Genomic DNA, 16,025 nt, shown 5'->3' on the forward strand with positions numbered 1-16,025 from the left:
CAAGCGAAACATCACCCCATGTGGCCGCCCCAGCCCTTGACCATTGACCGCCGCAAACTGCTGTTCTCTTTCAGCAGTTTCGTGGCCGCCGCGATCACTCTGGCCATTGCCTTTGCCGCCAGCCTGCCGCGCCCATGGTGGGCTTTGCTGACCGTCTATGTCACGGCCCAGCCCATGGCGGGCGCCTTTCGGCCCAAGGTCATTTATCGCCTGACAGGCATCGGGGTCGGCGCGATCACCGCGCTGGCGGTTGTGCCCAATCTCCAGAACTCGCCCGCCTTGCTGGTGCTGGTGATGGCGGCATGGACGGGCCTGTGCATTGCCCTTGCCGTGCTGGACCGCAGCCCGCGCGCCTTTCTGTTTCAGATGGCCGCCTTTTCCAGCGCCGTCATCAGTTTTCCCTATCTCGACGATCCGGCCAGTATTATCGACACAACCATTGCGCGGGTGGAGGAAATGGCGGTTGCCATTCTTTGCGTCACGGCGGCCCATGCGCTGTTTCAGCCATGGCGCGCCATCGACCCGATCCGCGAAAGGGCCCGCACATTTCTGGCCGATGCGGCCGCATGGTGCGCCGATGCCATCGCCATGGGAAGCATCGCGGCCGAACCGGCCCACCGGCGCAAACTGGCCGCCGATGTCACCGAAATCGGCATGATCGCGCTGCATCTGCCTTTCGACGATCCGGCCGCCCCCACCACCCGCGCCGCGATCAGGGCGCTGCAACATGAGTTGACCGAGATCCTCCCGCTGGCCTCGGCGGCAGCAAACCGGCTCGCGCTGCTCGATGTCGGGGGCGGTTGCGGCTCGCCGCTTATGGCTTTGCGCGAAGGGATGGCCGAATGGCTGGGCCATGCCCGCGCTGGGGATGAGGCATGGATTGCCCAAGGCGAAGCCCTCGCGCGCCTCGCGGGCCAAAGCCCTGAACCGGGCGCGCATCCCTGGACCAATCTGCTGCGCGAAAGCGCGGCGATGCGCATGGGCGCGATGGTGACCGCGCTGCTGCGCGCCCATCGCCTTACCGCCGCATTGGGGGAAAGAACGCCCGATCTGTCGGATTATCGCACCGACCGCTTTCCGCTGGCCCGCGATCACGGCATCGCGGCCATGGCCGGATTGGCCACGGCAGCCGCGATCATGCTCTATTGCGCGGTCTGGGTGCTGCTGGCCTGGCCCGCCGGTTCGGCCACAGCGGCCTTTGCCGCGCTGATCACCTGCTCCTTTGCCGCGCAGGACGATCCCGCCCCGGTCATCGGGCGCTATCTGATGGCAACCTTGCGCAGCTTTCCGCTCGCCGCGCTTTATCTCTTCGTGATCCTGCCGCGGGTCGACGGGTGGTTCATGTTGGTGCTGACGCTGGCGCCCGCCCTGATCCGCATGGGCTATATTCAGGCCGATCCGGCACGTTCCGCGCAGGCCTTGCCGATGTTCTCCTGCTTTATCGTCGCCATGGGCTTTCTGGCCCGGTTTCAGGGCGACTTTGCCGTCTTCATCAACACTGGGCTGGCCCAGATCGGCGGGATTGTGACCACGCTGGCCGTCACGCGCCTGTTCCGCTCGGTTGAGGCGCAATGGAGCCTGCGGCGGGTTCTGTCGGCCAACTGGTCCGAGATGGCCCGGCTTGCCGATATCCGCCGCCCTTTTCGCGCCGGTGACTGGAACGCGAGGGCAACCGACCGCATGGGCCAGATCGCCGCGCGCATGGCGCTCTCCTCCTCGGCCGGACCGGTCGATGCCGCCGATGCGCTGGCCGATCTGCGGATCGGGCGCAATGTCCTGCCGATACGCGGCGCCCTGCCCCATGTGCCCCATGCCGCGCGCCACCGTCTGGGGGAAGTCCTCGCCATGCTGGTCGAACTGTTTCGGCAGCGCGGGATGACCGGGCAGGAATTGCGTCCCGCAAACGCGCTGTGCTCGGCCATTGACGCCGCACTGGCGGCGCTGCTGACGCTGAGTCCGGAGGGACATCGCCAATCCGCGCTGGCCGCGCTGGTGGGTATGCGCTGCAACCTGTTTCCCGATGCCGCGCCGCCCCATCTGGAGGCTGCCCCATGATCGAGGAAGTGGTCCTGCTGGGCATCTATGCCCCTGCCGCGCTGGTTTGGGCAGTGCTGGCGGTCGTGGTGGTCTGGCTGACTCGCCCCGCCTTGCTGCGCCTGCCGCTGGCCCGCCTCGTCTGGCAGCCCGCTCTGGCCGAAATCACCCTGTTCATTGCCGTCTGGTGGGGGCTGTCCGTTCTTGCCGACACATTCCTCCCAGCGTGGATTGCGCATCACCCATGATACATCGAACCAACCTTATCCGCTCGATCGGTACGCTTGCGCTGATTTCGGCCATTCTTTTCGGCATTTATGCGCTGTGGATGCGCTATCAGGTCGAACCGGTGACGCGCGACGGCAAGGTGCGTTCCGACCTCGTGCCGGTGGCGCCCGATGTTTCGGGGCTGGTGACGCAGGTGGCGATTGCCGACAATCAGAACGTGCGCAAGGGACAGGTCCTTTTCGTTGTCGATCCGCCGCGATACCGGCTTGCCCTGGCGCAGGCCGAGGCGACGTTGGCCGATCAGCGCGCCGCGCTGGCTCAGGCCATCCGCGAAGATCAGCGCAACCGCGCGATGCCCGATGTCGTCGCCGCCGAAACCATCGAGGAAGGCCGCACCAAGGTCGAGACCATGCGCGCAGGGCTGGCCCGCGCGGCGGCGGCCCGCGATCTGGCGCGGCTCAACCTTGAACGCACCGCCGTGCGCGCGCCGGTCGACGGCACCGTCACCAATGTCTCGATGCAGCCGGGGATCTATCTGGCGGCGGGCAAACCGGCGCTGGCGCTGGTGCATGGCGCGTCTTTGCGGGTTGAGGGCTATTTCGAGGAAACCAAACTGCCGATCATCCATCCCGGCGATCCGGCCAGCGTCTGGCTGATGGGCGTGCGCGACGAGATCCGCGGCCATGTCGAGAGCATCGCGGGCGGGGTCGAGGATCGCGAGCGCAGCGGCGGCGAGGCGCAACTGGCCAATGTCAATCCCGCCTTCACCTGGGTCCGCCTTGCCCAGCGCATTCCGGTGCGCATCGCCATCGACAAAGTGCCGGCGGGCGTGCGCCTGATCCCCGGCCAGACCGCAACGGTCGAGGTCCATCCGCGCGCCGATGGACGCATCGTGCATAGGAGCCTCCCGTGGTGAGGCGGGCGCTTTGCGTTCTGGCGCCGGTCCTGCTGGCCGCCTGCGCGCCGGTGGGGCCCGATTATCATGGACCGCAGAGCGCGCTCGTCACCCGCCCGGCGGTCAGCGGCCCCTTCGTCTCGGCCAAGGCGGCGGTCGATCCGGCCATGCCTTTGCCGGATCGCTGGTGGCGGCTCTATGACGACCCGGTGCTGGACGGGCTGATCGAACAGGCGTTGGCGGCCAACACCGATCTGCGCGTGGCCGACGCCCATCTGGCGCGCAGCATGGCCCTGCTGGGCGAGGCCCGCGCCCGGCGACAGGTGCAGGGCGGGTTCAGCAGCGAGGTGAGTGAGCAGCAACGCTCGGCCGAGCAGGTGTTGAGCCATGTGCAGCCGCCCGAACGTCCGCTCTATGACATGGGCATCACGCTCGGCTATGACTTGGACCTGTTCGGCGGCCTCCGGCGCGGAATCGAGGCGGCCTCGGCCGAGGGCGAGGCGGCGCAGGCCGCGCGCGATCTGGTGCGGGTGGCCGTGGCGGCCGAAACCGCCCGCGCGTGGTCCGACATCTGCAACGGCGGAAGCCAGATGGCCGCGATGGAGCGGATCATCGCGGCGCAGCGCGAAGATCTGGCGCTGAACCAACAGATCGTGGCCAAAGGGCGCTTGCCCGCTTTCGAGGCCGAAAAGCGGCAGGAAGCGGTCGAGGCAAGCAACGCCCGCCTGCCGCAGATTCAGGCCCGCCGGCGCAATGCCGCCTTCCGTCTGGCAACGCTGATCGGCCGCCCGCCCGAAGAGTTCGATCCGGGCTGGTTCGGCTGCAACCGGCCCTTGGCGCTCAAACAGCCGCTGCCGGTGGGCGATGGCGCGGCGCTGCTCCGGCGGCGGCCCGATATACGCATGGCCGAGCGCCGCATCGCCGCCGATACGGCGCGGGTGGGCGTGGCCATGAGCGCGCTTTATCCCGACATCCGTCTGGGCGCCTCGATCGGATCGACCGGGGCGGTGGTGGATCGGTTCTCGCCGCTGACCAACCGTTTCGCGCTGGGGCCGCAGATACGCTGGACCATCAATCGCAGCGCGGTGCGCGCAAGGATCGCGGGCGCACGCGCGGGGGTCGAGGCCGATCTGGCCGGTTTTGACGGGACGGTGCTCAAAGCGCTGCGTGAAGTGGAGTCCGCGCTCAACACCTATGCGGCGGATCTGGACCGGCTGCGCGCATTGGAACAGGCGCAAAAGGCGGCCGCGCTGGTGGCGGAAAAGGCGCGCATGTTGCGCGCGGGGGGCCGGGTCGGCGCGATGCCCGTGGTGGCCGCCGACCGCGATCTGGCGCTGGCCGATCAGGCGCTGGCCGATGCGCACGCCGACATCAACACGGATCAGATCGCGGCCTTTCTCGCGCTGGGCGGCGGATGGGAGGGCAGACCGTAAGCGCCCCCTGTCGCGGAAATGACATGACCGCTCACTATCGGGGGGCACCTCCACCCTTGCGCAAGAGTGTTCGTGCCCGTCATCCGCCCCATAGACCGCTGGTTCATTGATGAGGTTTTGCCCCATGAACGCGCCTTGCTGCTCAAGGCGCAGCGGCTTTGCGGCAATTGCGAAGATGCGCGCGACATGGTGCAGGATGTGTTTGCCCGGATGCTGGCCACCGAGGGCTGGGCAGCGATCACTCATCCGCAAGCCTTTATGATGCGGACCCTGCGCAATCTGGCGATTGAGCGGATGCGGCGTTCAAAAATCGTCGATTTTCGCCAGATCGTGGATGCCGATCATCTGGGGCTGGCCGATGACGCGCCCGATCCGCAACAGATTGCCGAGGGCCGCGAGGCGCTGGAGGATTTTCAGCAGGCGCTGGACCAATTGCCCGAACGGTGCCGCACCGTCTTTGTCCGCCGCCGGATCGAGGAGCAGGCCCCCCGTCAGATTGCGGCCGAGCTGAACCTGAGCCTATCGACGCTGGAAAAGCGACTGTCGCGGGCCATCGAACTGATCACCCGCGCGCTGGAGCCAAGGCGGCGGTCCGATTACGCAGAGGCAGATGAGGCGGGCGAGACCGCGATGGCCGAATAAATTTTCCGATCCGCTTCGATATATCTGGCGGTTTTGCCCCGCCCGCTCGTCTTACTGCCATGATCCTGATCGAAAGCACCGCCCGATGACGCCGGAAGCCGCAGCTGCGCAATGGGTCGCCCGGTACGCTCTCGACACGATCGATGAGGCCGATTTCGAAGTCTGGCGCAATGCCGACCCGGCCCATGCCATTGCCTTCAACCGCGCGCTGGCGGCCTATGAAACCTTTGAGGGGCAAGGTGATCTTGCCTCGTCCCCCTTGCCGTCGCGCCGGGGATTCCTGCGGGCGGCGGGCGGCGGCGCGCTGGCCATGACGCTTGGCGCGGGAGGGCTGGCAACGCGCGCCTATGCGTGGAGCAGCGCATCGGCCCCCATCGGCGGCCATCGCCTGTTGCGCCTGCCCGATGGCAGTATCGCCGCGCTCAACACCGATTCATGCCTGGCATGGCGCTTTTCCGACCATGAACGCACCTTGTGGGTGGAGCGGGGTGAGGTGGCCCTTGACCTACGCCCCGGCGCGCGGGCGGTCCTGTATGGCCGCGATCAGCAGGTGGCGCTTTTGCCCGGCCGCTTTGATGCAAGGCTGCGCGGCGATACGCTCGACCTGCTGGTGCTGCGCGGACAGGCGCAGGCAGGGGGGCGGGCGATCGGCGCGTTCCAGAGCCTGCTTCTCTCGCCCAATCAGCCGCCCCTGCGCCATCTCAGCGCCGCACAGGTCGAGGCGGTCATTGCATGGCAGCAGGGCGAAATCCTGTTTGATGAAGCCACGCTGGGTTTGGCGGTTGAGGAATATAACCGTTTCCTGACGCGCAAGATCATCATTGTCGATCCCGAACTGGCCACCATTCCGGTGGGCGGGCGCTTTACCTCCAATGATCCGGCAGCCTTTCTTCGCGCGGTATCGATGGGTCTGGGCGTCCATGTCTCGGTCTCGGACACGGCCTATCTGCTGACCCGATAATTTTTTTGCCGCGACTTGGCGGTGGGCGCGCGGCCAATCGTCTTGAAGATCGAGAACGACGCAAACGTTCCTTCCCCAAGAGGTTCCATCCATGTCCCGTGATTTCCGCAAGCCGCTTTTGGCGGCCCTTCTTGCTGCGCCCGCGATCCATGCCGCCCCGGCCTATGCCGCCGATCAGAATTTCGACATTCCGGCCCAGCCTCTGGCCAAGGCGCTCAATGAATTCGGGCGGCAGGCCGGGGTGCAGATCTTCTTTCCGCGCGGCGCCATCGCCACGATGCGCTCCGAACCGGTCAAGGGCCATATGCCGCGTCAGGCCGCGCTGGCACGGCTGCTCGCGGGAAGCGCGCTGACGGTGAGGAATGACGATGGAAAGACGGTGGTTCTGGGCGTGCAGGACGCCCGCCGCGACGCGCCGGCGCAGGCCGTCGCCGCCGACGAGATCATCGTGACCGGCACGCGCGAAACAGGCCAGACCCGCTTTACCGCGCTGGCCCCGGTCGATACATTCAGCGGCAAGACGGTCAATTCCACCGTCAGCAGCACGCTGCATGAAAAGCTGGCGCAACTGGTGCCCGCCTTCACCGTCAAGCGTCTGCCTGCCTCTGACGGGCCTCAATTCGTACGCCCGGCCTCGCTCGACGGCCTTTCGCCCGACATGACGCTGGTGATGATCAACGGCAAGCGGTTCCACCGCTCCGCCTTCATCAACAGCGGGTCGCAGGCCCCCGATCTGGCCCAGATCCCCACCTTTGGGATCGGGCGGCTTGAGGTTTTGCGCGATGGCGCATCGGCGCAATATGGGTCGGACGCCATCGCGGGCGTGATCAACATCATGCTGGACACCAAGCCGGGCTTCTCCGCTTTTGTTCAGGGCTCGCAATATTACATGGGCGACGGCGCCTCGGTGCAGGCGGGCGGGCGCGCCGGTTTCGCCCTGCCCAATGGCGGCCATTTTGTGGTGACGGGCGAATATGCCCGCAACGAGGCCACATCGCGTTCGCACCAGCGCGACGATGCCATCGCCTTTGCCGCCGCCAACCCCTCCATCACGGTGCGCTCGCCGGTCCAGCGCTGGGGCAATCCGGAAGGGCGCTCTTTCCGTATGGCGGTGGATGCGGCCGAAAACATCGGCGCCAATGTCGAAGCCTATGCCTTTGGCACGTTCAGCACAGGCAAGAGCTGGTCCGACATCAACTGGCGCAATCCGGCCACCAACAGCAACCTTTACAAGACCACCACGGTCTATCCCGGGTTTAACCTCAACACGATCTATCCCGCCGGTTTCACCCCCAGCGAGCGGGTACGCTATGACGATATCCAGATGGTGGGCGGCCTGCGCGGGGGCAAAGGCAGCAATCTGACCTGGGATATCAGCGGCTCTTATGGCTCGAACGCCACGAATTTCTACCTCGACAATTCGATCAACGCCTCGCTTGGCCCCAACAGCCCGCTCAATTTCTATCTGGGCCGCAATGTCCAGCAGGAATTCAACCTGAATGCGGACGGCGTCTATCGTCTGGCCGTGCCCTTCCTCGACCGCCCGCTCAACATTGCCTTCGGCGCCGAGCGGCGGGTGGAAAGCTACAAGATCCGGCCCGGCGAATATGCCTCCTATGCGGTCGGGCCGGGGGCGGCGGTGGGCCTTGCCGCCGGGGCCAGCGGTTTTCCCGGCTTTACCCCGCAACAGGCGGGCGCGTGGAGCCAGACCAGCTATGCCGGCTATCTGGACGTGACCGCGCCCATCACCGAAAAGTGGAGCGCGACCGCCGCCATTCGTGACGAGCATTTCTCCAGCTTCGGCAACACGTTCAACTACAAATTCGCCACCCGCTATGAGGTCGCGCCGATGCTGGCCCTGCGCGCCTCCTATTCCACCGGGTTCAAGGCGCCCACCCCCGCCCAGCTCAATTCGACCAGCACCAGTCAGGGACTCGATACCAACACCTTGCTGGTTTACACCACGGGCCGCCTCTCGCCCACGAACCCGATCGCCCAGTTCTTTGGCGGCAAGGCGCTGGAACCGGCCACCTCGCGCACGATCACAGCGGGCGGCGTGTGGAAAACGTCATGGGGCCTGTCGGGCTCGGTCGATCTTTATCAGATCCGGGTCGACAAGCGCTTCAGCACCTCGCCCACCTATACGCTGACCCCGGCACTCAAGGCCCAGCTTGTCGCGCTCGGCCTGACGCAGGCCACCGATTACAGCACGATTTCCTTCTACACCAACGACTATAACACCCGCACGCGGGGCATCGACATCGTGGTGTCCTATAATCATCAGGTCGGCCCCGGCCGCCTCGATGCAAGCGTAGCCTACAGCTATACCCAGACCAAGGTGACATCGGGCGTTCTGGCGGGCAACACCACGCAAAAGACGCTGTTCGAACAGGGCCTGCCCCAGCATAACGCCACGGGCAGCATCACCTATACGCTGGGCAAGGTCTCGCTGCTGGGTCGGGGGCGCTATTACGGGGCCTATACCGATTCCAGCGGCAATTCGACCGGCGACATCTTCCAGCGCTTTGGCGGGCTCGCCTTCTTCGATGCCTCGGTTTCCTATGCGATGAACCGGAATGTCACCTTGCGCATTGGGGCAGAGAACATCTTCGACACCTATCCGCAAAAGGCCTTATTCCAATACAGCCGGGGCCTGAACTATTCGCGTAACACCCCCTATGACACCAATGGCGGCAATTATTATGCCCGCGTGGATGTGAAGTTCTGATGCGTATTACCCGCCGCTCCGTTCTGCCCGTTGCCGCCGGGGGCCTGCTGGCTCCCGGCCTGCTGGCCGCCGCCCCTTCGTCCATGCCGCCGCCTCAACCTGAACACAGCGGCGATGTGAAAGCGCGCCTTGGCGTGACCGAAAACCCCTTCGGCCCCAGTCCGGCGGCGCGGCGGGCGATCATCGCCTCGGTGGCGCTGGCCCCCTATTATCCGCACAGCGAGGCGGCCCTGCGGCAAAAAATCGCCGCGCAGGAAGTGCTTGCGCAGGATCAGGTCACGCTCTCGAGCGGGTCGCTTGATGCGCTCACGCTGCTGACGGTGGCGATTGCGGCGGGCGGGCGCGTGCTGGCGCCCCGGCCCACCTATTCCACCCATCTGGCCTATGCCGCGCGGCAGGGGATCGAGACCGACTGGGTAAACCTGCGCCCTGACCATCACATCGACCTTGATGCCATGCTGGCCGCCATCGGGCCCCAGACGCGGATGGTCTATCTGTGCAACCCCAATAATCCCACCGGCCTGCGCCCCGATCCCGAACAACTGCGGGCCTTTTGCATCGCGGCCGCTCGTAAGGTGCCGGTGCTGGTGGATGAGGCCTATTTCGAACTGGCGCCCGATCCGCATCGCCAATCCATGGGCGCTCTGGTGCGCGAGGGGCATGACGTCATCGTCACGCGCACCTTCTCCAAGGTCTATGGCCTTGCGGGCCTCCGCATCGCCTATACGCTGGCCCAGCCCCCGCGCATCCGCCAGTTGAACGCGCGCATCACCACCTCGCGCAATCAGGCAGGGCTGGCCGCCGCGCAGGCCTGCCTTGGCGATGCGGCCTATCTTGCGGGGGCGATAGCCTATCTGAAACAATGCCGCGAGATGATCTATCGGATCTGTGATGCCAACGGACTGCGCTATCTGAAATCGGACGGCACCTTTGTCTATATCGATTGCGGGATGCCCGCCGCCGATCTTCAGGCCCGTCTGGCCGCCCGCAGCGTCGAGGTGCGCCTGTTCGAGGGCGAGGCTTACCGCAACTGGATGCGCGTGGGCACGGCGACGCCGGCTGAACTGGCCTATTTCGGCAAAGTGCTGCCCGCCGCGCTGGGCCGCTAGGCGCACGCCCAGCACCCGATCTTCAGACCCCGCTCCACACCGCCTCCTTGGCCGGCTTGTCAGGCGCTGCCCTCCGGCGCTTGACAAGGCCAAGGCTATTCTACATTTGTAGTTATCAAATGAAGAATCAAGGGCGAGCCGTAATCGCCTGCGAAAGTGGAGGGAGAGAAATCATGAGATTTGGCGCATTCCGCGCGGGCCTGATGCTGGGCTGCACCTTGGCGGGGGCCTCATCCGCCCACGCCCAATCCGGTTCCGAAGGCGCCGGGCAGGCCGGTTTGCAGGACATCGTGGTGACCGCCCAGCGCCGCACCGAAAGCGTGCAGAAGGCGGCGGTGGCCATCACGGCGGTATCGGGCACCGACCTGATCCGGGCGGGCATCACCGACACGACCAACCTGCAAAGGCTGGCCCCGGCGCTAGCGGTCCAGCCATCAGGCGGCACCACCAGCATCTATGTTCGCGGCGTGGGCACACAGGCGGGCAATTCCTATGCCGAAAACGCGGTGGGCTTCAATTTCAACGGCGTGTTCATCGCCCGGCCAACCGCGCCTTCCGGCGTCTATTACGACCTTCAGCGGGTCGAAGTGGTCAAAGGCCCCCAAGGCACGCTTTACGGCCGCAATGCCACGGGCGGGGCGATCAACGTTCTGCCCAACCGCCCCAAGCTGGGCGAAGTGAGCGGCGATGTGAATGTGGAAGTGGGCAATTATCAGGCGCGCAAGGCGTCTGCGGCCGTCAATCTGCCGCTTGGTCCGATCATGGCGCTGCGCATCGCGGGGCAGGTGGTTGATCGCAACGGCTATCTTTCCGACGGCTATGACGATGACAAGGGCGAGGCGGGCCGCGCCTCGCTGCTTATCAAGCCCTCGTCAGACTGGTCGATGACGCTGGTGGCCGATTATTATCATCAGCATGGCAAGGGCTCCGGCAATGTGCTGCTGCCCAGTTCGGTGGCCGGGGCGCCCGCCCTGTCGGCCCGCATCGGCGGGTCCGATCCGCGTTCGGTGGCTGCGCTGCAATCCTATGCCGCCACGGTCGCAGGCCCGCCCTTCTGCGGCGGAATGGGGCAACTGATCACCAGCGGCTGTGTGATGGCACCGCGCGGCGACGGCTATATGAACGGCGACTTCTGGGGCATCAGCGCCCAGACCGAGGGCGATCTGGGCTTTGCCACGCTGACCGTCATTCCCGCCTATCGCAGCAGCGCGTCCAACTATCGCTCCTATCTCCCCGGCTTCATGCTTCAGGTCAGCGACCGCTCCAAGCAGATGTCGCTGGAAACGCGCCTTGCCTCGAAGGATGAGGGATCGCTGCGCTATGTCCTTGGCGGATTTTATTTTTCCGAGGACCAGAACGCAACCAACTATTTCTCGCAAGGCAATCTCTCCACCACCCTGTTCAACCCGCAATTGCACACCCAGAGCATCGCCGGTTTCGGACAGCTGACCTATCTGGTCACGCCGCGCCTGCGTCTTGTGGCGGGGGGCCGCTATACGCATGAGGCCAAACGCCAGACCACCTCGCTGGCCGCAGGCGGTCTGCCCAATGCGGTCAATCCGCCGCTGGGCGCGCCCTTTACCGGCAACCTGTCATTCAGCAAGGCAACGTGGAAGGCGGGCGTCGAATTTGACGCCGGGCCGCGCTCGCTCCTCTATGCCAATGTGTCGACCGGGTTCAAGGCGGGGGGCTTCTTCGTGGCCGCACCGCCCAACAACACTTTTGCCCCGGAAATGCTCACCGCCTATACGCTGGGCAGCAAGAACCGGTTCATGGGCAACAGGTTGCAGCTCAATCTTGAAGCCTTCTACTGGGATTACAAGGACCAGCAGATTTCCTTTGTCGGCGGCGTGCCTGCGTCCAACGGCCTTTACACCCAGGGCGGCGTGACGGTGAACGCGGGCAAATCGCGTATCTACGGCACGGAAATCGAGCTGCGCTTTGCGCCGGGCAAGAGCGATCAATTCGGCGCCACGCTGCAATATCTCAATGGCCGCTACAACAGCCTCAAGACCGCAGTCTTTTCCAATACCGGCGCGCCCGTGCCGACCGGATGCACCGTCACGGGCAGCCGCCTTGCCAATCCCGGCGTCAACGCCGCGCGTTTCTATGATACCGACTGTTCGGGCAAGCCCACTGTCTATTCGCCCAAATGGACGCTCAATCTGGATTATGCCCATACATTCGCGTTGAAGAACGGGATGAAACTGGTGGCGGGCGCGCGCACCGCGATCAAGTCGGACTTCCATCTCAACGTCAATTTTCAGGAGAACGAGAAGCAGGCCGCCTATCGCATGTCCGACGCCTATCTGACGCTGGAAGGCGTGGACCGGCGCTGGGAACTGACCGGCTTCATCAACAATATCGAAGATCGTGCGGTTCTGGTCCGCGCGGGCAATCGCCCCATTCTCAACGTGTCCTATGGTACGCTGGCCCCGCCGCGCACCTATGGCATGCGCTTTGGCTATCACTTCTGAGACAACGCCGGGCTGACATCGCGGCAGGAGATTTGCCATCTCCTGCCGCGAATTGGCGCTGTCAGCGGGCCAAGGCGCCCTGAAGCAGCGTATTTGGCCGCAGCACGACGGCAATCCGCGCCATCACCAGGCAAAGCAGCGCCATCAGCCACCAGACGGGCGCAAGGTCGGCCAGATGCTGACGCAACAATCCCGCCGCCAAGGGCAGTACGGCCGCCAGAACATAACCCCCGCCCTGCACAAAGGCGGCCATGGCTCCCGCCTCATCTGGGGTCTGGCCATGATCCATCGCGACAATGAGCGAGAGCGGAAACAGCGCCCCGATCCCCAACCCCGCCAGCACCGCACCCGGCCATGCCATCGCCAGCGGCGCCAGCGCCAGACAGAGCATCCCCGCCAACAGCGCCGCAATCGCCGTCAGCAGCGCGGGACGGCGATCAGGCGCCCGGTCTATCCACATGGACACGGCCAGACCGGCAATCACCTCGGCAAATGTAACCGCCCCCAACAGCGCGCCCGCGCCTTGCGCCGACCATCCCAATCGCGTGTAAAACGGCGGCAGCCATGCCAGAACCAGCGTATAGGCCCCCGTTCCCAGCCCGAAGAAGGCCAACAGCAGCCAGGCCCGCCGCGAGCGGTGCAACCGGGACTGGGGCCTTGTCGCCTTGGGCGCCGCCGGGATCGCGCGGGCCGCCGCGCGCCACATCACCAGCCCGATCACAGCAGGCGCCGCCCACAGCCCCAACGCCATTGGCCAGCCCCAGACCTGCGCCAACCACGGCCCCGCCATGCCCGAAACCAAAGCCCCGCTCATGATGGCCGTCGAATAGAGGCCCATCAACCCGGCGGTCCGCGCCCCGGCATGCAGGCGGATGACGGCGGGCATCAGCGCCTGCACCATGGCAATGCCGATGCCGCCTGACACGGCCGTGGCCAGCAGCAGGCCCGCGCCCGGCAGCAAGCCGCGCAAGGCATCGCTGAGGGCAATCAGGATCAGGCCCAAGGCGATCCCGAAACGCTCGCCCAAGCCATGGCGCATCCGCCCTGCCCCCAGCAGCACCCCCCCCATCAGGGCCACCGGCAGCGTGGTCAGCAGCCCCGCGGCGGTGTCCGACAGGCCGGTGTCCTGCTGCAACCTGTCGAGCAGCGGGCCGATCACGGCGATCGAGGGGCGAAGATTGATCCCGACAAGCAGGATCGCGGCCGGAAACATCCAGCCGGAACGGGAACGGTTCATGACGGTCTCCTTTGCGTCGGCCTTGCGAGGCGCGCTTGGGCTCGATATATCTTGATGTAGAGATATTTATCTTTACGTCAAGATAGGTGATTGTCATGGACCGTGCCAGTAAAGCCGCCGACCAATGGGCCAGGGAAAGGCCCGACCTTGATACGCAGGCCATGGTGCTGCTGGGCCGCCTTGCCGAGGCGGCGCTGGTGATCGCGCGCGACCGGCTCAATCCGGTCTTTGCCGGATTTGGGCTGCAACCGGGCGAGTTCGATGTGCTGGCCACCCTGCGGCGCAGCGGGGAGCCCTATGCGCTGACCCCCACCGACCTTTATGAGGCGGCGATGATCTCATCGGGCAGCATGACCAACCGGATCGACAGGCTTGAAAAAGCGGGCCTTGTCATCCGCCGCCCCAACCCCGCCGACAAGCGCGGCACGCTCGTCGGATTGACCGGGGCGGGGCTGGCGCTGATCGATCAGGCCATCAGCGCCCATGTCGCCAACCAGGAGGCAGCGGTGGCGGCCCTGGATGCGCAGGAAAGGGAGCAATTGTCGGGCTTGCTGGAAAAGCTGCTGGCCGCGCAGCAGCAGTAAGCCGCAGGAAGGCCCGCCGCGCCTGCGGAACTACCGCTCGCGTTGCCAGCGGCGATAGCCCAGCACCGCCAGCACCACCATCGCCCCATAGAGCCCCGCCGTCAGCCACAGGGCCTTGAAGGCAAACATGCCGACATAGAGCACATCCACCGCGATCCACAGCAACCAGCTGGCCGCCTGTCGCCGCGCGGTCCAATATTGCGCGACAAGGCTGAAACTGCTGAGCGCGGCATCCATCCACGGCAGGGCCGCATCGGTATAATGGCTGGTGAACCAGCCGATCGCCACCGCCCCCGATGCGCCCGCCGCCAGTCCCGCCGTCGCTTCCCACGTCGGCAGGGGGCGCAGGGTGATGCGGCCATCATCGCGCCGCCCCCGGCCCCATGCGATCCAGCCATAGGCAATGGCCAGACCGAACAGGGCCTGCAACACCATATCGGCATAGAGGCGCACGTCGAGAAACAGTTTGAAATAGAGCGCGCAGGCCAGCAGGTTGACCGGCCAGCACAGCATCGAGCGCCGCGCCGTCAGCCAGATGCCGAGGAAGCTGACCGCCACCGCGATGATTTCGAGCGGCGACATCAGCCCCGCACCTCCCGGCGCAGATCGGCCAGAAACGCCTGCCCCCCCGCCGAGGCGAACCAATGCGCATGGCCGATCAGATAGCCATCCCAGGCCAGCGCCGCCTGCGCCCGATCATTGAGCAGCCCGGCAAAATAATCGACCTCGGACAGGGCGAATTCGACATGGACCAGCCGCAGCAGATCGATTGTCATGTCGATGTCGGCAAGGCTCAACGCCCGCACATCGCAATAGCCCCGGATAAGGCCGAGAGCGGCCGCCACATCGCCCTTTATCGGCGCGCCGTCGGCCATCTCCAGCCAAGGAATGGCGCTGCGCTCAATCGCGGTGGCCAGATCGTGAAGCGCGCAGGTTTGCGTTGCCAGACCGAAATCGAAAATCGTCGCCACCTCTCCGCCCAGTGTCCAGAGCAGGTTCGACGGGTGCCAGTCATTATGGGTCCACATAGGCGGCTGGGCGGCCAGATCGGGCGCCGCCGCGCCCAACACTCCGGCCAGTTCCTCCTCCCACGCTCGCCCATGCACGAAAGCCGACAGGCCGGGCCTTGCCGCGACATAGGCCCGCGCCGCCGCCGCCGGATCGGGCGCGGGCAGGATCGTCCAGCCCGCGATCAGCGGATCGATCCCACGCGGCGGGGCGGCATAATCCTGCGCGGCCCGGTGCAGGCCCGCCAGCGCACGCCCGGCCGCACGGGCATGATTGGGCGTCAGAAAACCCGTCCACGAAGGCCGGTCGCGATAGAGATCAAGGCCGGGCGAGAGGCGGTGCAGTTCATAGGTCCATTCGCCCTGCGCAAGGACAGTGCCGCCTTGCGCCTCGATCACCTCGGGCACATTGACCCCGGCGGCCCGCAGATGGGCGATAAAGCCATGCTCCTGCGCCAGCGCCTCAGGCGAGCGCAGCCTGTGATGGTGCCGCTTGAGGATAAACCGGCCCCCCTCGGCCTCCACCAGCGTGGCCGCCGAAAAAGGACGCGGCGAATGCCATTGCAGCGCGATCAGGCGCCCTGCCCCTGCGAAACGCCCCAGCACCGCGCCGGCCTCCTCCGCCGTGATGGCAGGCCAGACTGGGGCCTCCAGTTCGGTCCCCATCCCATGGACAAGATGCGGGGCGCC

Annotated in this window: 13 protein-coding genes; 10 read left to right on the forward strand and 3 right to left on the reverse strand. The window is 65.8% G+C overall.

Translation table 11 applies throughout. The features are described 5' to 3' along the window. Positions 1 to 18 precede the first annotated feature (18 nt). The 9 genes from PQ457_RS20290 (at position 19) to PQ457_RS20330 (ending at position 12,507) form a co-directional block, all read left to right on the forward strand. Entirely contained in the window at positions 19 to 2,055 is a 2,037-nt protein-coding gene (locus PQ457_RS20290; RefSeq protein WP_273619615.1) for an FUSC family protein, read from the forward strand. Then, positions 2,052 to 2,282 (forward strand): DUF1656 domain-containing protein, encoded by a 231-nt coding sequence (locus PQ457_RS20295; protein WP_273619616.1) that lies wholly within the window; start codon positions 2,052 to 2,054, stop codon positions 2,280 to 2,282. The genes PQ457_RS20290 and PQ457_RS20295 overlap by 4 nt, the downstream gene beginning before the upstream one ends. After that, the gene (locus PQ457_RS20300; RefSeq protein ID WP_273619617.1) at positions 2,279 to 3,178 is read left to right on the forward strand and encodes an efflux RND transporter periplasmic adaptor subunit; all 900 of its coding nucleotides are present in this window, start codon (positions 2,279 to 2,281) and stop codon (positions 3,176 to 3,178) included. Before PQ457_RS20295 ends, PQ457_RS20300 begins: the two co-directional genes overlap by 4 nt. Then, the gene (locus tag PQ457_RS20305) at positions 3,172 to 4,590 is read left to right on the forward strand and encodes an efflux transporter outer membrane subunit (RefSeq protein ID WP_273619618.1); all 1,419 of its coding nucleotides are present in this window, start codon (positions 3,172 to 3,174) and stop codon (positions 4,588 to 4,590) included. Before PQ457_RS20300 ends, PQ457_RS20305 begins: the two co-directional genes overlap by 7 nt. A gap of 72 nt (positions 4,591 to 4,662) precedes the next feature. Continuing rightward, the gene (locus PQ457_RS20310; RefSeq protein ID WP_273619619.1) at positions 4,663 to 5,232 is read left to right on the forward strand and encodes an RNA polymerase sigma factor; all 570 of its coding nucleotides are present in this window, start codon (positions 4,663 to 4,665) and stop codon (positions 5,230 to 5,232) included. 85 nt (positions 5,233 to 5,317) lie between these two features. Beyond that, a complete protein-coding gene (locus PQ457_RS20315; protein ID WP_273619620.1) occupies positions 5,318 to 6,193 on the forward strand; it encodes a FecR family protein in 876 nt (291 codons plus the stop codon). Between the two features lie 91 nt (positions 6,194 to 6,284). After that, positions 6,285 to 8,921, forward strand: coding sequence for a TonB-dependent receptor (locus PQ457_RS20320; protein WP_273619621.1), 2,637 nt, complete (start codon positions 6,285 to 6,287; stop codon positions 8,919 to 8,921). Next, a complete protein-coding gene (locus PQ457_RS20325) occupies positions 8,921 to 10,030 on the forward strand; it encodes a pyridoxal phosphate-dependent aminotransferase (RefSeq protein WP_273619622.1) in 1,110 nt (369 codons plus the stop codon). The genes PQ457_RS20320 and PQ457_RS20325 overlap by 1 nt, the downstream gene beginning before the upstream one ends. Before the next feature lie 173 nt (positions 10,031 to 10,203). Next, on the forward strand, positions 10,204 to 12,507 hold the full coding sequence (locus PQ457_RS20330) for a TonB-dependent receptor (RefSeq protein ID WP_273619623.1): 2,304 nt from the start codon (positions 10,204 to 10,206) through the stop codon (positions 12,505 to 12,507). Between the two features lie 61 nt (positions 12,508 to 12,568). On the opposite strand, the gene PQ457_RS20335 is transcribed toward PQ457_RS20330, so the two are convergent. Beyond that, positions 12,569 to 13,744, reverse strand: a complete 1,176-nt coding sequence (locus tag PQ457_RS20335) for an MFS transporter (protein ID WP_273619624.1) — start codon at positions 13,742 to 13,744, stop codon at positions 12,569 to 12,571. A 95-nt stretch (positions 13,745 to 13,839) separates the two neighbouring features. On the opposite strand from PQ457_RS20335, the gene PQ457_RS20340 reads away from it, so the two are divergent. Then, positions 13,840 to 14,328: a MarR family winged helix-turn-helix transcriptional regulator gene (locus PQ457_RS20340; RefSeq protein ID WP_273619625.1), complete on the forward strand. Its 489-nt coding sequence runs from the start codon at positions 13,840 to 13,842 to the stop codon at positions 14,326 to 14,328. A gap of 30 nt (positions 14,329 to 14,358) precedes the next feature. On the opposite strand, the gene pnuC is transcribed toward PQ457_RS20340, so the two are convergent. Then, positions 14,359 to 14,910, reverse strand: a complete 552-nt coding sequence (pnuC, locus tag PQ457_RS20345; protein WP_273619626.1) for a nicotinamide riboside transporter PnuC — start codon at positions 14,908 to 14,910, stop codon at positions 14,359 to 14,361. Then, on the reverse strand, positions 14,910 to 16,001 hold the full coding sequence (locus tag PQ457_RS20350) for a phosphotransferase enzyme family protein (protein WP_273620415.1): 1,092 nt from the start codon (positions 15,999 to 16,001) through the stop codon (positions 14,910 to 14,912). The genes pnuC and PQ457_RS20350 overlap by 1 nt, the downstream gene beginning before the upstream one ends. Between the last annotated feature and the right edge of the window lie 24 nt (positions 16,002 to 16,025).

Origin of the sequence: Novosphingobium humi (assembly GCF_028607105.1) — a bacterium.
Taxonomy (GTDB): Bacteria; Pseudomonadota; Alphaproteobacteria; order Sphingomonadales; family Sphingomonadaceae; genus Novosphingobium; species Novosphingobium humi.

What these genes read in the sequence shown, in the direction of transcription:
- PQ457_RS20290 (WP_273619615.1), top strand. Translation starts at nt 19, where the DNA reads ATGTGGCCGCCCCAGCCCTTGACCATTGACCGCCGCAAACTGCTGTTC.
- PQ457_RS20295 (WP_273619616.1), top strand. Translation starts at nt 2,052, where the DNA reads ATGATCGAGGAAGTGGTCCTGCTGGGCATCTATGCCCCTGCCGCGCTG.
- pnuC (WP_273619626.1), bottom strand. Translation starts at nt 14,910, where the DNA reads ATGTCGCCGCTCGAAATCATCGCGGTGGCGGTCAGCTTCCTCGGCATC.
- PQ457_RS20320 (WP_273619621.1), top strand. Translation starts at nt 6,285, where the DNA reads ATGTCCCGTGATTTCCGCAAGCCGCTTTTGGCGGCCCTTCTTGCTGCG.
- PQ457_RS20315 (WP_273619620.1), top strand. Translation starts at nt 5,318, where the DNA reads ATGACGCCGGAAGCCGCAGCTGCGCAATGGGTCGCCCGGTACGCTCTC.
- PQ457_RS20335 (WP_273619624.1), bottom strand. Translation starts at nt 13,744, where the DNA reads ATGAACCGTTCCCGTTCCGGCTGGATGTTTCCGGCCGCGATCCTGCTT.
- PQ457_RS20300 (WP_273619617.1), top strand. Translation starts at nt 2,279, where the DNA reads ATGATACATCGAACCAACCTTATCCGCTCGATCGGTACGCTTGCGCTG.
- PQ457_RS20330 (WP_273619623.1), top strand. Translation starts at nt 10,204, where the DNA reads ATGAGATTTGGCGCATTCCGCGCGGGCCTGATGCTGGGCTGCACCTTG.
- PQ457_RS20325 (WP_273619622.1), top strand. Translation starts at nt 8,921, where the DNA reads ATGCGTATTACCCGCCGCTCCGTTCTGCCCGTTGCCGCCGGGGGCCTG.
- PQ457_RS20350 (WP_273620415.1), bottom strand. Translation starts at nt 16,001, where the DNA reads ATGGGGACCGAACTGGAGGCCCCAGTCTGGCCTGCCATCACGGCGGAG.
- PQ457_RS20340 (WP_273619625.1), top strand. Translation starts at nt 13,840, where the DNA reads ATGGACCGTGCCAGTAAAGCCGCCGACCAATGGGCCAGGGAAAGGCCC.